The 15,395-nt window shown below is 61.8% G+C and carries 10 protein-coding genes; 2 read left to right on the top strand and 8 right to left on the bottom strand.

Features of this window, described 5'->3' with window-relative positions:
• Positions 1-134: 134 nt before the first annotated feature.
• From uxaC to GO988_RS02295, 8 genes are all read right to left on the bottom strand, one after another.
• Positions 135-1,580 (bottom strand): glucuronate isomerase, encoded by a 1,446-nt coding sequence (gene uxaC, locus GO988_RS02260; RefSeq protein ID WP_157561907.1) that lies wholly within the window; start codon positions 1,578-1,580, stop codon positions 135-137.
• A gap of 158 nt (positions 1,581-1,738) precedes the next feature.
• The gene (locus tag GO988_RS02265) at positions 1,739-3,388 is read right to left on the bottom strand and encodes a UxaA family hydrolase (RefSeq protein WP_157561908.1); all 1,650 of its coding nucleotides are present in this window, start codon (positions 3,386-3,388) and stop codon (positions 1,739-1,741) included.
• 85 nt (positions 3,389-3,473) lie between these two features.
• A complete protein-coding gene (locus GO988_RS02270) occupies positions 3,474-5,006 on the bottom strand; it encodes a tagaturonate reductase (protein ID WP_157561909.1) in 1,533 nt (510 codons plus the stop codon).
• Between the two features lie 119 nt (positions 5,007-5,125).
• Complete coding sequence (gene pelA, locus GO988_RS02275) at positions 5,126-6,193, bottom strand: pectate lyase (RefSeq protein ID WP_157561910.1); 1,068 nt, start codon at positions 6,191-6,193, stop codon at positions 5,126-5,128.
• 67 nt (positions 6,194-6,260) lie between these two features.
• Positions 6,261-8,096 carry a RagB/SusD family nutrient uptake outer membrane protein gene (locus GO988_RS02280; protein WP_157561911.1) on the bottom strand — a complete coding sequence of 612 codons (1,836 nt, stop codon included), beginning with the start codon at positions 8,094-8,096 and terminating at the stop codon, positions 6,261-6,263.
• 39 nt (positions 8,097-8,135) lie between these two features.
• Complete coding sequence (locus GO988_RS02285; protein ID WP_157561912.1) at positions 8,136-11,447, bottom strand: SusC/RagA family TonB-linked outer membrane protein; 3,312 nt, start codon at positions 11,445-11,447, stop codon at positions 8,136-8,138.
• Between the two features lie 45 nt (positions 11,448-11,492).
• A complete protein-coding gene (kduI, locus tag GO988_RS02290) occupies positions 11,493-12,323 on the bottom strand; it encodes a 5-dehydro-4-deoxy-D-glucuronate isomerase (RefSeq protein WP_157561913.1) in 831 nt (276 codons plus the stop codon).
• Positions 12,324-12,410: 87 nt separating this feature from the next.
• Positions 12,411-13,178 carry an SDR family oxidoreductase gene (locus tag GO988_RS02295; RefSeq protein ID WP_157561914.1) on the bottom strand — a complete coding sequence of 256 codons (768 nt, stop codon included), beginning with the start codon at positions 13,176-13,178 and terminating at the stop codon, positions 12,411-12,413.
• Positions 13,179-13,455: 277 nt separating this feature from the next.
• On the opposite strand from GO988_RS02295, the gene GO988_RS02300 reads away from it, so the two are divergent.
• Positions 13,456-14,493: a LacI family DNA-binding transcriptional regulator gene (locus GO988_RS02300; protein ID WP_157561915.1), complete on the top strand. Its 1,038-nt coding sequence runs from the start codon at positions 13,456-13,458 to the stop codon at positions 14,491-14,493.
• Between the two features lie 174 nt (positions 14,494-14,667).
• A complete protein-coding gene (locus GO988_RS02305) occupies positions 14,668-15,369 on the top strand; it encodes a RibD family protein (protein ID WP_157561916.1) in 702 nt (233 codons plus the stop codon).
• Positions 15,370-15,395: the final 26 nt, after the last annotated feature.

The following is a 15,395-nucleotide window of genomic DNA, read 5'->3' on the forward strand; positions in this document are numbered from 1 at the left end:
AGGAAGAATAGGACTTGAAAGGTAGGCTACTGAATTGGCGACTGAAAGCGCGGACGCCATCTTTATTAACGCAAACGTTTTCGGTAGCCTACTTTTCCCGAAGTCAAAAAATGGGATATGGGCAAAGGAAGTAGTTAGCTATTCACCAACTCTCCTGAACTCACCGGGGCCAGCGTTTTTTCGAAGCCAAAATACGTTTTAGCGTTGCCGTAGCTGATATTTTCGACCAGCTGACCCAGCCAAGGCATCTCCTCGGCGGGTAGTTCGCCGTTCTCTACATCGCGGCCCAGCAGGTTGCACAGAATGCGCCGGAAATACTCGTGGCGCGGAAACGACAGGAAGCTGCGCGAGTCGGTGAGCATGCCCACGAAACGGCTGAGCAAACCCATGTTGCTGAGCGCATTGATTTGTTTTTCCATGCCATCCTTCTGGTCTAGGAACCACCAGCCCGAGCCAAATTGAATTTTGCCAGCCACCGAGCCATCCTGAAAGTTGCCCGTCATGGTGGCAAACAGGTCGTTGTCGGAAGGATTGAGGTTGTAGAGGATGGTTTTGGCGAGCTTATCCTGGTTGTCGAGCCGGTCGAGGAAGCGCGAAAGCGCCTTACCCTGCGTAAAATCGCCAATCGAGTCCCAGCCCGTGTCGGGGCCAAGCTGGCGCAGGGCGCGGGTATTGTTGTTGCGCAGGGCGCCCAAGTGGAACTGCTGCGTCCAGCCCTTTTCCCAGTCCAACTCAGCCAGGAAAATCAGCATGGCCGACTTAAACTGGGTGATGTCCTGGTCGCTCAAAATAGCGCCGGCCAGGGCTTGAGCAAAGATGGCCTCAATTTCCTCGTTGGTGTAATCGGCCGCATAAATCTGCTCCAAGCCGTGGTCAGACAACCGGCAACCCTGAGCCGCAAAGAAATCGTGGCGCTGGCGCAAGGCTGCTTGCAGGTCGGCGTAGGTCTTAATGGCTACCCCCGCCGCGGCGCCCAAGCGGTCGAGGTAAGCGCGGTAGTCGGTGGCCTCGGGCGTCATGGCCTTATCGGGGCGGAAGGTGGGTAGGACGCGCGTACCGAAGCCGTGGCCAGCCAGCGCCTGGTGGTGCTCCAGCGAGTCGGCGGGGTCGTCGGTGGTGCATACGGCCTCTACTTTCATCTTGCGCAGCAGGCTCTGCACCGAGAATTCGGGCGTTTGGAGCAGCGCATTGCACTGGTCGTAGATGCGGCGCGCGCTATCCTTATTCAGCAGCTCGGTGACGCCGAAGTAGCGGCGCAGCTCCAGGTGCGTCCAGTGGTACAAGGGGTTGCGCATGGTATAGGGCACCGTTTCGGCCCATTTCTCAAACTTCTCCCAGTCCGAGGCGTCGCCCGTCACATAGCGCTCGTTCACACCATTGGCCCGCATGGCGCGCCACTTATAATGGTCGCCATAGAGCCAAATTTGCGTGATGTTCTCAAACTGCCGGTTTTGAGCAATCTGGTCGGGCGGCAGGTGGCAGTGGTAGTCAATAATGGGCTGCGGCGCCGCGTGCTCGTGGTAGAGCGTACGCGCAGCTTCCGTCTGAAGCAGGAAGTCGTCGGAGAGGAAAGGAGTCATAATTAGGGAATTATGAGTTAGTAGTTGTTACAGAGGGCAAAAAGAACGTCATGCTGAACGCAGTGAAGCATCTCGCGTGCAGTGCTAATTTAATCGTTCAACAGTTCGAGCGAGATGCTTCACTGCGTTCAGCATGACGTTCTTTTAATCTCTAATAATTACAAAGAAACACCGCGCTTCCACGGAATGAAATCGGTTTGGCCGTGGCGTACGGCGCTTACTTCTAGGCCGCTGGCTACTTGAATAACGTAGTCCAGAATGCGTTCGCCAGCTTGCTCGATGGTTTCTTCGCCGTCGATGACGGTGCCGGTGTTCAAGTCGATGATGTCGGGCATGCGCAGGGCCAGCTTGGTGTTGGAGCTGATTTTGACGACCGGCGCAATAGGGTTGCCGGTGGGCGTGCCCAGGCCAGTGGTGAAGAGCACCACGTTGGCGCCCGAGCCCACTTCGGCGGTCGTGCTTTCTACGTCGTTGCCGGGCGTGCAGAGCAAGTTTAGGCCAGGTTTGGTGACTAGCTCCGGGTAGTCGAGCACGGCCACTACCGGCGACGAGCCGCCCTTGCGGGCCGCGCCGGCCGACTTCATAGCGTCGGTGATGAGGCCGTCGCGAATGTTGCCGGGCGAGGGGTTCATGTCGAAGCCCGAGCCCACGGCCACGGCGCTATCGCCGTAGGCTTTCATGAGCGAGGTGAAGCGCTGGGCCGTTTCGTGGTCAACGGAGCGGTTCACGATTTCCTGCTCCACGCCGCACAATTCCGGGAACTCGGCTAGGATAACTGAGCCGCCGAGCGCTACTAGCAAATCGGACACGTGGCCCACCGCCGGGTTGGCCGAAATGCCCGAGAAGCCGTCGCTACCCCCGCACTCTAGGCCGATGGTTAGCTTGCTAAGCGGCGCGGGCTGGCGCTGCTGCTGGTTGGCCTGCATGAGGCCGGCGAAGGTTTGGCGCAAGGCCGTGCTCACGAGCGCTTCCTCGGTGCCAATGGCCTGCTGGTCCAGGATGAAAAGCGGCTTGCTGAAGTGCGGGTCGCGCTTCGCAATTTCGTCTTGCAACATGCTGGCCTGCGCGTTTTGGCAGCCCAGGCTAAGCACCGTGGCGCCGGCCACGTTGGGATGGGTGATGTAGCCAGCCAACAGGCCACATAGCGACTGCGCATCCTGCCGGATGCCGCCGCAGCCGCCCTCGTGGCTCAGAAACCGGATGCCGTCCACGTTGGGAAATGGCTTGGTTTTCTGGTGGCTGATTTCGGCCGAGCGCAGGTCGGTGGCCAGTATTTCTTCGACCGACTTGCCGGCCTGCATCAGTTCTAGTAGGGCTTGGGTTTGGGGCTGGTAGCTTTTGCGGCGGGCGTAGCCGAGGTCGTTTACTAGGGCTTCTTCGAGGACTTGAATGTTGCGGTTCTCACAGAACACCAGCGGAATAACCAGCCAGTAATTGGCCGTGCCTACCCGGCCATCGGGGCGGTGGTAGCCCATAAAAGTGCGGCCCTCAAACCGGGTCACATTAGGCTGGGCCCAGCTGTGGGGGTGCTGGCCTTCCTGGTACGAGTCGGTGGCGTGCTTGATGTTGGCCGTCGTCAGCAGGCCGCCCTGGCCCACGGGCGCCGCCATTTTGCCCACTAGCACGCCGTACATGGTTACCTCGTCGCCGGGGGCGAGGGGCTGCATGGCCAGCTTGTGCTTAGCGGGTATCTTCTCGGTGGTCGTTACGGTCGCCCCATCCCAGGTTACGGGCGTGCCGATGGGCAGGTCGGTGAGGGCGACGAGCACGTTATCGGCGGGGTGGATTTTAGCAACTAAATGCTTCATAAGTGCTTGCTGATTAGCGTTTGGCATGAGGAGGTAAAACAACATTTTGCCTCCTCGTGCCAAATCCGTTCATAGAATACTTCTCTTAAACAGCGGCGCGTTGCGTTTTATTTAATTTAGCGGCCAAGGTAGCAGCGGCGCCCGCTTGTTGCATCTGCAGCAGGTAGCGGGCCACGGCCTCGGCGAAGCCGGGCAGGGTGGTTAGGTCGGTGCCCCACAGGGCCTGGTTGCTAAGGGCCGCCGGCACCAACTCCACAGCCGGTAGGCGCTGCCAGAGGTCGGCGAAGTAGCCAGCTTGCTCATCCTGAATGGGGTAGGGCTGGCCGTTGGCTTCGCCCAGCCACGCGCCGCCCTCCTGGCGGGTGCCGTGCATAAAGAGCAGGTAGGCCGCAAAGCCCAGTGCCACGTACTGCGGCACCGCGCCAAAGCGCTGGTAATAGTGCAGCAAATCGGGCAGCACGCGCATGCGCAGCTTGGCCGAGTAGTTGAGCGTGATGGCCAGCCACCGGTGCTCCACGGCGGGGTTGCGGAAGCGGTCGAGCACTTGCATGCCGAAACGCTGGCCCACCTTCTCGTCGATGGGGTAGGGGATGCCGGGCAGCAAATCGGCCAGCATCAGGTTGCGGATGTAGGTCGAGAGGCAGGCATCGTCCATGGCACCGCGCACGGTGGGCACATTGCACAAGTGCGCTAGGCCACAGCTTAGCGAATGCGTGCCGTTGAGCAAGCGCATCTTGAGCTCCCGGAACTGGTTGATGTCGGGCTGCACAATTACGCCGGAGTGCACTTGCTGAAAACTCAGCACGTCGCGCACCCGCTCGTCGCCCTCAATGGCCCAGAGCAGGTAAGCTTCCGACATGGTAAGTAGCTCGTCCTCATAACCCAATTCCTGCGCCAGCTCGGCGCAGGCGGCCGCGTCGGGCCGGCCCGGCACAATGCGGTCAACCAGCGAATTGCACACGGTGTTAGCCGTTTCGAGCCACGCGATAAAAGCCGCCTCTAGGCCTTGCCGCTCGGCCAGCGCGCGCAGAATACCGCGCAGCTTGGTGCCGTTGTCGGCAATGAGCTCGGTAGGCACAATCACCAGGCCCTTGTCGAGGGCGCCGCTAAAAGCTTCGTAGCGGGCCAGCAGTACGGCCAGCAGCTTGCCGGGGAACGAGCGCGGTGGGGTGGCGCGCACGTCGTCGGTTTCGTCGAGCACAATGCCGACTTCAGTGGTGTTAGAAAGCACCACCTGCAAGTCGGGGCTGGCGGCGAAAGCCAGAATGTCGGCCCACTGGCTGCGGGCCGACAGCACGCGGCTGATGCTGGCGCACACTACGTTTTCGCTGATTTGCTGCTCGTCTTCGACGCCGCGCACGCACACCGTGTATAGGTTGTCTTGGCGGGCGAAAGCGGTGGCATCGCCGCCATCGGTGCTTTTCACCACCACCACCCGGCCGTTGAAGATGCCCTGGCGGTTGGCCTGGTCAATCACAAAATCGGGCAGGCCGCGCAGCAATACGCCGGTGCCAAACTGCAATACTTTTTCGGGTAGCTGCACTAGCGCCGGGGGGGGTAGGGCTACCGCTGGGCTAGTGCCAATAGCTTGCACCAGGCGTTGGGATAGAACGGTCATAACGGAGATAAGCGCTAGAGTTTGGGGCAAAATGAGAGGGGTAGGGCGCCGCCAACTGGCTAAGTGGCCCGAAGCAACGGCTGCCAAACCGGGGCCGCGTCATGGGCTCACCTGCTTTGTTAGGGCCCCCACTTCTGCTGCCACTTAGGGTACTCGCGGGTGAGCAGTTTTTCGGGCCAGGTGCCGGCATACACGTAGCCGGTGCGCCGCTCCACTTCGATGTCGGCTAGCTGCGCGTGCTTCACCCCATCGCGGCCCACGTAGATGGGCTGGTTGGTGGCAAGGTCATAAAAACGCGCCCACAGCGTGCTGCCGGGGGTAGGCACCAGCACCCGGTCGCGGCCCTTGGGCTGCTGCGTAGCGGCGATGTCTTGCACGGTCATGTTCGAGATTTTTGACGCCTCAAACCACGCAATGGCTGCCTTAATGGCGCGGCGCACTTCGGGCGTGGGCTGGTCGAGGCTCAGTAAAAATTCGGTAATGCCGACCGACTCGTCGCCGCTCAGCGAGGCCAGCTCGAAGGCGCGGGCGTTGCAGGGCAGCAGCGTGGTGCGGTCGTGCTGGGCGCACCAGGCCGTGGGCTGGCCCTGGCGCACGTACTGCGTTTTCAAAATGCACTGCACACCCTGGGTTACCGCGCGCTGGGCCGGCGCCACGAGGGTGGGGTCCACGAGGGCAAAGTCCCCCTTCTTATCGGCCACCGCTTGCAGCACTTGCAGCGCCTTTATCATGGCGTTGTCGTTGTACGTTATCTGGGCGCGGTAGAAGCGGGCGTCGGGGTAGTACTGCGGGAAGCCGCCGCTGGGCTGCTGCATCTTGAGCAGGTAGCGGATGCCGTTCTCCGCGGCTTGGCGGTAGGCGGGGTTGCTGGTGCTTTTGAAAGCCGAAACCAGGTAAGTGATTTCGCGGGTAGTAGCGTTGTTGTCGATGGTGCCGTCCTGCTGGCCCGCATCGTGCCGCGCAGCTTGCAAGTCGCTGGCGCTCATACGGTGGCGATAGTCCACCTTCACCTCGTTCACTGCCTTGGGCCAGCCGCCGCTGCTGCGCTGGAAAGCCAGCATTTTTTCGGCCGTCGTGTCCTGGGCCACCGCGGAGGGGGGTAGGGCCACGCGCGCCGCCGGCCGGCCCAGCGCGTGGGCGCCGGGCACTGCCAGGCTCAGGGCCGCAAGTAGCAACGGGTACTTCATTGGAAAAGGAAGGGGGGTAGGCAAGCCCCCGCTGGCAGCCCGTGGGACGCTAGCGGGGGCGCCAGGGTTAGTAGCCGAAGTTTTGCTTCAGGGCTGGGTCAGTGTCGAGGGTCGTCTGCGGAATCGGCAGCAGCTCCTTGCCCTGGCCGGGCAGGTACTCGGCGGCCATGCCCGTGCCGGTGCTCGTGATGGTGCCCACAGCCGTGCCATTGGGCCGTAGGTTAGCTACGTAAGTAGCGTCGATGCTCTGGCGCCAGTTCACGCGGGTAGTGCCAGTGGGGGCCGTCGTGTTGGTTGGGGAAGGCCGGTAGAACGAGCGCGTCCACTGAATTGCGCCGTTCACAACGCGGTAGTACTGGTACTGCGGCACGTTCTGGTAGGGCGCCGCCGCCGCTTGCAGCAAGGCCAGGTTGGCTTTGGTGGAGGTGAGGCGGTCGGCCAGCAGGTTCCAGCGCAGCAAGTCATACTTGCGAATGCCTTCGGAGCCAAATTCCAACAAGCGCTCGTTCACAATAGCATTGAACATGGCATCTTTCGAGGTCGTAACCAAGCCCGCCGCAGCGCGGGTAGCGTTGCCGCCAAAGCCGCGGGTACGCACCTCCAGCAGCGCCGCGCGGCCAGTGGTAGTGGGGCCGTTCAGCTCGTTATCAGTTTCGGCATACATCAGCAGCACGTCGGCAAAGCGGATAATTGGCCAGTTGTAACCCAGGTAGTTGTTGGTGCCGGGCAGGGGCGGGTTGTGCCAGTCGCGCCGAAACTTGCCGTCGTAGATGGTGTTCAGGGCCACGCCGGCCTGGTTGTTATTGGCCGGAATCTGGTACGGCGCCACCGTAATGTCGCGGCGCACATCGGTAGAGTCGAAGGCGTAGAAGTAGGTTGGTACGATGGTCACGGCGCCCTGCGTCGAACCGTAAACGGTCGAGGCGTTCAGGCGTGGGCCGTTGTAGTAGCCGAGCTTCGAGTCGCCGGTGGCGGTAGAACCGGCCATGCCAACCTCAAAAATAATCTCGTTGTTGGCGTCGTGGCGCTGCTGGTTCACGCCGAGCCACAGGTCCGAGTAGCTCGGGTTCAGGGTGTGCTCGCCGCGGCGGGCCATCAGCTCCAGGCACTCTTGGCGGGCAATGCGGTAGTAATCGAGGTAGTCGGCGGGGCGCGTCATGGCGGCGCCGTGCAGCGAGTAGCCACCGCGCTGCAGCGCAATGCGCGCCCGCAGGGCCTTCACGGCCCCTTTGGTGATGCGCTCGTTCACGATGCCGGCGCCGGTGCGGTAGGGTACCAGTTTTTCGGCGGTGGCCAGGTCGGCCACGAGGCGGGTCAGGGTTTGGTCGCGGTCGGCGTTGGGCAGGTTGAAGTCCTGGCCGGGGGCCGAGGGGTCAAACTGCACCGGTACGTCGCCCCAGTTGCGAATCAGCTCGTAGTAGTACTGGGCGCGCAGCGTCAAGGCCTCGCCGTAGAGGCGGTGCAAGGCCGCCGTGTCGGCCGCCGCGCCGCTGGTGTAGAGGGCCATCTGCGGAATATTCTTGATGCAGATATTGGCGCGCTCTACCCCCTGGTAGAGGTTGTTCCAGGGGTTGATAACCTCCGTGTTGCTGGCAAAGGCTTTGTAGCGCGCAATGCCCCGGCGGCCCGTGTCGAAGGTGCCCGACGAGCCAATCGACTCGTCGGTATCGTACGGGAAGTACATGCTCAGGCGCGTGCCGTAGGTATTATCGCCCGACAGCGGGTCGTAGGCACCAAGCACGGCGCTGGTGGCGCCACTCACGGTACTAAAGGTGGCCTCGGTGCTGCTCAGGGTAATGGGCTCCACGTCGAGGTAGTTCTTGCAAGAAGAAACCAACCCGGCCGTGCCCGCCAGCAGCAGTGCGGCGGCCGAGGACCGATGAGATAAAGAGAAAAATTTCATAGGGCTAGGTACTAGCTAAAAGTCGAGTGGGAGGAAGGATTACAAGCCCAGGTTCACGCCAAACAGGAAGGCGCGGCTGCGGGGGTAGGCGGCGTAGTCGACACCCGGCGTGAGGGGGGTAGCACGGCGCGTGTTCACCTCTGGGTCGTAGCCCGAGTACTTGGTGAAGGTGTACAGGTTGTTGAGCGTCACGTAGAAGCGCAGCTGCTGGAGCTTGGCCCGGCTGATGAGGGCCTTGGGCAGCGAGTAGCCGAGAGTGATGTTGTTGACGCGCAGGAACGAGCCGTTCTCCACCGCGTACGAGTGCAGGAAGTAGTTGCCGCGCACCGGGCTCCAGATGGTCGCATTGGCATTCACCCGGTTGAAGGTGGCCGCGTCGGTGATGAGCGCGCCGTTCTCGTCGATGTTGCGCACGCGGTTGGTCATCTCGCTCAGCAAGTTGGCGTACGAGGTGTTGGCAGTGCTGCTCGTGAACTCAATCTTGTTGGCGTTGTAGATGTCGTTGCCCAGCACAAAGTTCAGGAACACGCTGGCGTCGAAGCCTTTGTAGGTGAACTGCTGGTTGAGGCCGCCGCTTACTTTGGGGTTGGCGTTGCCGATTACCGTCTTGTCGCTTTCCGTTACGGTGCCGTCGCCGTTGGTATCCTTCAGCTTGATGGTGCCCAGGCTCACGGCCACGCCCGTCACGCTGGCGTCGCTAGCCACGCCGTCGTTCAGCACGCCGGTACGGGTAGCATAGTTGTAGCTCTTGAAGTCGTTGATGGTGTAGAAGCCGTCCGTCACGTAGCCGTACATCTGGCCGACTGGCGAGCCCACGCGGGCCACGAAGTCGGAGCCCGACAGGGCGCTACCCGCCCAGCCCGACTGGATGCTCTGAATCTCGGACACGCTGCCCAGCGACTCGATGCGGTTGCGGTTGAACGAGGCGTTGGCCGTGGCCGACCAGGTGAATTTCTCGGTCTGGATGACCGTGCCGCTCAGCTGCAATTCGAGGCCTTTGTTGGAGGTCGAACCGATGTTTTGCAGCTGCGAGGTATAACCCGTGAAGCCCGGTACCGGCACGTTCACGAGCAGGTCTTTGGTGGTGTTGTAGTAGGCATCGGCCGTAAACTGCACCCGGTTGTTGAACAAGCCCACGTCGAGGCCCACGTTGCGGGTAGTAGTCACTTCCCACTTCAGGTTGGGGTTAGCCAGGTTGGTGGCCGACGAAGCCGGGATGGTCACGTGGTTGAGCACGTACGACACGTTGCCGGGCTGAAACAGCTGGTTGGTCAGGAAGTCGGCAATGCGGTTGTTGCCGGCCTGGCCGAAGCTCAGGCGCACTTTCAGGTCCGACACCTTGGTGGTGTAGTTCTTGAAAAAGTCTTCCTGCGAGAGGCGCCACGCGGCCGACAGGCCGGGGAATACGCGGCTGCGGTTGCCGGGCAAGAACTTCGACGAGCCATCGAGGCGGGCCGAGGCCGTTACCAGGTATTTGCCGTCGTAGTCGTAGTTGAGGCGGCCAAAGCCCGACAGCAGGCGGTAGTCAACCGGCACGCCGGTAGTGGGCAGCACGGGCTGGGCCACGGTGCCCGTGGGCAGCACGGCCTGGTTGATGTTGGCCAGGGCGCGCTCGGCCGTGATGTCGGCGGGTAGGAAGTTCACCTGCGTCGATTGCACGGTGCTGCGCTGCTGGTAAATCTCCTCCCCCAGCAGGGCGTTCAGGGTGTGCTTCTCCTTTTTATAGGTGTAGTCGAGCACGTTCGAGTTGTTGATGGTCGTCGTCGTGCCCGTGGTAATGGTCACGAAGGGCAGGTTCTGGTAGCCGCCAGCCGCCTGGCGGATGGTCGGCGAGTACAAGCCGTTGAACGTGCTCAAATCAGAATACGTGATGTCGAAACCGCCCGTCGAGCGGAACACCAGCGAGGGTAAGATGTTGAAGGCGCCCGTGCCGCTCATGTTAAACGTGCGGCGCTTGTCGCCCCGGTACTCGTTGTTGATGGCCAGCACCGGGTTCACCAAGCTCGAGTTGTTGAAGAAATCGGGGTCGAAGTTGGTGGTCGGGTCAATCCCTACCCCCCCGTTGGCCGATGGCAGGTTGAAGGGCAGGTACTGCACCGAGTTGCGCAGGCGCGACGTCACGCTCGAACCCGTGTTCACGGTTTGGCCGGTGGTGGCGGTGCCCAGTGCCGCGCCGGTGCCCGCACCGTAGTTGGCCTGGTCGTTAAAACGGGCGTTGAAGAACAAGTGCAGCTTCTCGCTGGCCTTGGTGTCGAGGCGGAAGTTGACCAGCTTGCGGTCGTAGTTCGAGCCCAGCTGAATGCCGTCTTCCTTGTTGCTAGTCAGGCTCAGGGCGTAGGTGGTGTTTTGGTTGCCCCCGCTCACCGATACGTTGTGGGTTTGCTGGAAAGCCTTGCGACCAAATACCTGGTCCTGCCAGTTTTGGAAGGGTAGGGCCCGCAGGCGATTCAGGGTATCGCCCGTGAAATTGAGCGAGCCAAATACGCTCTTGAAAGTGCTGGTGCCGCCCGATACGCCCGAGCCCGAACCCGTAAGCTGCGCGCGCTCATATTCCCAGTCGAGGTAGTCGGCAGGGCCCATCACGCTCAATTTCTTGGTGATGGTGCGGAAGCCGGCAAAGCCGTTGTAAGTGACCGAAGTGCGGCCATTGCGGCCACTCTTAGTGGTGATAATCACGACGCCGTTGGCGCCGCGCGCGCCGTAGATAGCCGTCGAAGAAGCGTCTTTTAGTACGTCAACCGAGGCAATATCCTGCGGCGCAATCACCGACAACGCGTTTTCAATCTGAATGCCATCGACCACGTACAGCGGCGAGTTATCCTGGGTGATGGAGCCACCGCCGCGCACGCGCACCTGCACGTTGTTGTTGCCGGGCGTGCCTTCCGAAGAAGTTAGCTGCACGCCAGCCAGGCGGCCGGTGAGGGCCTCAGCGGCCGAGTTTACGGGGATGTCCTTGAGCTGCTGCGCGCTCACCGACGACACGGAGCCTGTGACGTCGCCGCGGCGCACTTCCTGGTAGCCGATAACCACCACGTCGTCGAGCGATTGCACATCCGACACCAGCGTTACGTTGATGGCCGTTTTTTCGCCCACCGCTACTTCCTGGCTCACAAAGCCCACGAAGCTAAACCGCAAAGTAGCCGACTTGCTGCCCTGGGGCACGGCAATGGTGTAGGTGCCATCGGCACCAGTCGAAACGCCGTTGGTGGTGCCTTTCAGCAGCACCGTTACGCCAGGGAGGGCGTCACCATCCGAGCCCTTAACCACGCCCGATAGCTGGCGGGTTTGAGCGAAAGCCAAGCCAATGCTGCTGCAGAGCACGAGCCAAAGCATGAGAAGATGTTTCTTCATAAAAACACGAAAAGCAGAAGGGTGGGAAACAGAAAAAAATGAATTTTAGCGGAGGTCGGCCAGGGCGACGGGGTCCATATCGGTGTATTCGAGGTTTTCGCCGGCCATGCCCCAGATGAAAGCGTAGGCGCTGGTGCCGCAGCCGGTGTGGATGGACCAGGGTGGGGAGAGGATGGCCTGCTCGGTGCTCACCCACAGCGGGCGGGTTTCTTGGGGCTCGCCCAGCAGGTGCAGCACGCGCTGGCCGGGGGGCAGGTTGAAGTAGAGGTAGGCCTCCATGCGCCGGTCGTGCACGTGCGCCGGCATGGTGTTCCACACGCTGCCTTCCTTGAGCTGGGTCAGGCCCATGACGAGCTGGCAGCTGGGCAGGCCCTCGGAGAAGATGTACTTGTAGATGGTGCGCTGGTTGGCCGTTTCCAGGGCCCCCATTTCCACGGGCGTGGCCTCGGCCTGGGTGCGCCGGGCGGTAGGATATTCTTTATGGGCCGGGGCCGAGAGCAGGTAGAACTTGGCCGGGTTGGCTGCCTCCAGGCTGCGGAACTCGACCTGCTGGCTGCCCTTGCCGATATACAAGCAGTCCTGGTAGCCCAACTCATAACTGGTGTCATCGACCACGATGTGGCCTGGCCCGCCCACGTTGAGGGCGCCCAGCTCGCGGCGCTCCAGAAAGTACTGGGCCTTGAGGCTCGCGGGGTTGGGCAGGGGCAGGGCCACCTCGGTGGGCATGGCCCCGCCCACTAGCATGCGGTCGTAATGGGTGTAGGTCAGCTCAATAGCGCCGGGCGTGAAGATGTTCTCGATAAGGAAGTGCTCACGCAAGCCGGCCGTATGAAGGCTGGCAGTTTCGCGGGGACCAAGGGCAAAGCGGGTAGTCATTATTCAGTAAACAGTAAGCAGTTGACAAGGCGCAGGGCGTGCAAAGGGGAAGTTGTTTCCTGCTCCCGGCACACTGCGCTCTAAGATTTAGCGGCCCATCCAGCCGCCATCAACGGTGAGGATGGTGCCGTGCACGTAGGCACTGGCCTGGGAAGCCAGAAACACGGCGGGGCCTTTAAAGTCGTCAGGCAGGGCCCAGCGGCCGGCCGGGATGCGGCTCAGGATGCTAGCCGAGCGCTCGGCGTCTTGGCGCAGGGCGGCCGTGTTGTCGGTGGCCACGTAGCCGGGGGCGATGGCGTTCACGTTCACGCCCCTACCCCCCCATTCGTTGGCCAGGGCCTTGGTCAGCGAGCCGATGGCGCCCTTGCTGGCCGCGTAGCCCGGCACCGTGATGCCGCCCTGAAAAGTCAGTAGCGAGGCCGTGAAGATGATTTTGCCGCGGCCACGCTCCAGCATGGGCCCGCCTAGCGCCCGCGCCAGGCGGAAGGGCGCGTCCAGATTCACGGCCAGCACCTCATCCCAATCCGCGTCGGAGTGCTCGGCGGCCGGCGCCCGGCGAATAATGCCCGCGTTGTTTACCAGGATATCAATGACCGGGAAATCGGCCTGAACTTGCTGGATGAAGGATTGCAGCGCGTCGCGCTGGCCCAGGTCGGCGCGGTAGCCTGTAAACGCGCGGCCTAGTGCTACCACGGCTTGCTCGGTGTCGCCGCCGGGGGGTAGGCTTCGCGACACGGCAATGATATCGGCCCCGGCTTCGGCCAGCCCAATGGCGATGGCCTGGCCAATGCCCCGGTCGGCACCCGTGATGAGGGCCCGCTGGCCAACCAAACTAAAAGACGCGGGAAAACTCATGGGCCGGGGGTGGGAGTTGGTTTTTAAGAAGGGCAAGTGTCGCTTTGCCACAAGGGCAGGCAGCACAACAGTCTCGAAGTTTAGCCAACAATCGGACGGGAAGTAAGGCCGGGACCGTTTTTATTTGCGCAAACGTTGTCGGGAACGTTGCCACTTGCCGCCAAACCCGAGGAGTTGGCCGACACATGAGCCGGCAACGTTCATTTAACCTTTATCTTTAACCGCAACAGCCAGCGGAGATACTTCAGCCGGCGATTGCACTTTAATTGGAATTAGCTTGGAAGCCGCCACTCTCAAAGACATTGCCCGCGAACTGAATATCTCGGTCTCGACCGTGTCGCGGGCCTTGCGCGATAGCTACGAGATTAATGCCGAAACCAAGCGGCTGGTGATGGAATGCGCCGCCCGCCTGCACTACCGACCCAACCCCATCGCCCTTAGCCTGAAGGGGAGCAGCAGCAAAGCCATCGCGGTAGTAGTGCCCCAGATTGCCAATTATTACTTTTCGCAGGCCATCAACGGCATCGAGGAGGTAGCTAACCGGCGCGGTTACGACGTGCTCATCTTCCAAACCCACGAAACCTACGAGCGCGAAGTGGCCAACCTGCGCCAGGCTGTGGCCCGCCGCGTCGATGGCGTGCTCATCTCGCTGAGCAGCGAAACGTCGGACACATCGCACTTGCAGGAGTTGCAGCAGCACGGCATGCCCATTGTGCAGTTCGACCGTGTATCGGGCGAGTTGAATACGCCCCGCGTGGTGGCCGACAACTTCGGCGGGGCCTTTGCCGCCACCGACCATTTGATTAAAACGGGCCGGCGGCGCATTGCCCACCTCACCATTCAGCCCTGGCTCAGCATCACGCAGGAGCGGCTGGCCGGCTACCGCGCCGCGCTGGAGCAGAATGGCCTGCCCTACGACGAAAGCCTGGTGCGCTTCGGCACCTTTGGGCCCGACGAGGTGGGCCCGCTAGTAGATGAGCTGATGGCCCTGACGCCGCGCCCCGACGCCTTTTTTACGGCCAGCGACCGCCTGGCGCTGGGCTGCCTGGCCGCGTTGCGCCAGCGCCGCATCGCCATCCCCGAGGAGGTATCGCTGGTTGGCTTCACCAACCTCACGGTGGCCGATATGCTATCGCCTTCGCTAAGCACGGTGGTGCAGCCCGCCATGGAAATCGGCCAGGAAGCCGTCTCGCGCTTGCTCGACCTCATCGAGCTCAAACACCGCGCCGCGCCGCCCACTACCATCACCATTCCTACCACTATGGTGCTACGCGAATCGTCGCAGCTGGCCGTGGGGAGGTTTGAGGAAGTTTAAGGGGGTAGGGAGGGTAAATATCTGCTTGTCAGATATATAAGGTCGCTTGCTTCAGCCGGCCGCAGGAGCGTGCGCGCTTAGCCTACCACGTGGCCTGCTAAGTAAAGTAGCTTTTGCGCCCATTGCTGCGTACTACGTGTCGATGCCTCTTTTTCGCTTAATTAGTGTACTTAAATGCCGCCTCTGACCAAGCCCCGGGTAATTTGCCACATGATGAACTCGCTCGATGGGCGCACTATCTTGCAGCGCTGGGGCCGCGACGTGCCCGGCCGGCAAGCCTACGAAACCACCGCCGCCACCTTCGACGCCCAAGCCTGGTTGTGCGGGCGCGTGACGATGGAAAAGGACTTCACCAAAGGCCGCCAGCCAGACCTGCAGCCCGCGCCTACCCCCCTCGACCGCACCGACTTCGTGGCCGACCATCAGGCGGCTTCGTTCGCCATTGCGGTAGATGCGCACGGCAAATTGGGCTGGGAGTCGGCCTACATCGACGACGACCACCTTATTGCCGTGCTCACCGAGCAAGTGCCCGACGAATACCTGACTTATCTGCGCGGCTTGGGCATATCCTACGTGTTTGGCGGCGCGCAGGAGCTAGACTTTGCCCACGTGCTCGACAAGTTGGGCCGCTTGTTTCCCATCCAAACCATCTTGCTCGAAGGCGGTGGCCACCTCAATGGCTCGCTGCTCAAAGCTGGGCTGGTGGATGAGCTGAGCCTGTTGCACTACCCCGTGGTTGATGGCGCGGCCACTTCGGCCACGGTTTTTGAGCAAGGCCCGGCGCCGGGGCCCGCCACGCGCTTTCGCCTGCTGGGCGTGCAACAGCTAGCGCACGATATTTTATGGTTGCGCTACGAAGTGCTGCCTGCTAGCTAGGAGTAGGGGTAGGGCCGTCTCAACGA

The organism is Hymenobacter ginkgonis, from assembly GCF_009755225.1.
Classification (GTDB): domain Bacteria; phylum Bacteroidota; class Bacteroidia; order Cytophagales; family Hymenobacteraceae; genus Hymenobacter; species Hymenobacter ginkgonis.

Coding starts and splice junctions, on each gene's coding strand:
- GO988_RS02270 (WP_157561909.1), bottom strand. CDS start 5,006: ATGACCGTTCTATCCCAACGCCTGGTGCAAGCTATTGGCACTAGCCCA.
- GO988_RS02285 (WP_157561912.1), bottom strand. CDS start 11,447: ATGAAGAAACATCTTCTCATGCTTTGGCTCGTGCTCTGCAGCAGCATT.
- GO988_RS02305 (WP_157561916.1), top strand. CDS start 14,668: ATGCCGCCTCTGACCAAGCCCCGGGTAATTTGCCACATGATGAACTCG.
- kduI (WP_157561913.1), bottom strand. CDS start 12,323: ATGACTACCCGCTTTGCCCTTGGTCCCCGCGAAACTGCCAGCCTTCAT.
- pelA (WP_157561910.1), bottom strand. CDS start 6,193: ATGAAGTACCCGTTGCTACTTGCGGCCCTGAGCCTGGCAGTGCCCGGC.
- GO988_RS02280 (WP_157561911.1), bottom strand. CDS start 8,096: ATGAAATTTTTCTCTTTATCTCATCGGTCCTCGGCCGCCGCACTGCTG.
- GO988_RS02295 (WP_157561914.1), bottom strand. CDS start 13,178: ATGAGTTTTCCCGCGTCTTTTAGTTTGGTTGGCCAGCGGGCCCTCATC.
- uxaC (WP_157561907.1), bottom strand. CDS start 1,580: ATGACTCCTTTCCTCTCCGACGACTTCCTGCTTCAGACGGAAGCTGCG.
- GO988_RS02265 (WP_157561908.1), bottom strand. CDS start 3,388: ATGAAGCATTTAGTTGCTAAAATCCACCCCGCCGATAACGTGCTCGTC.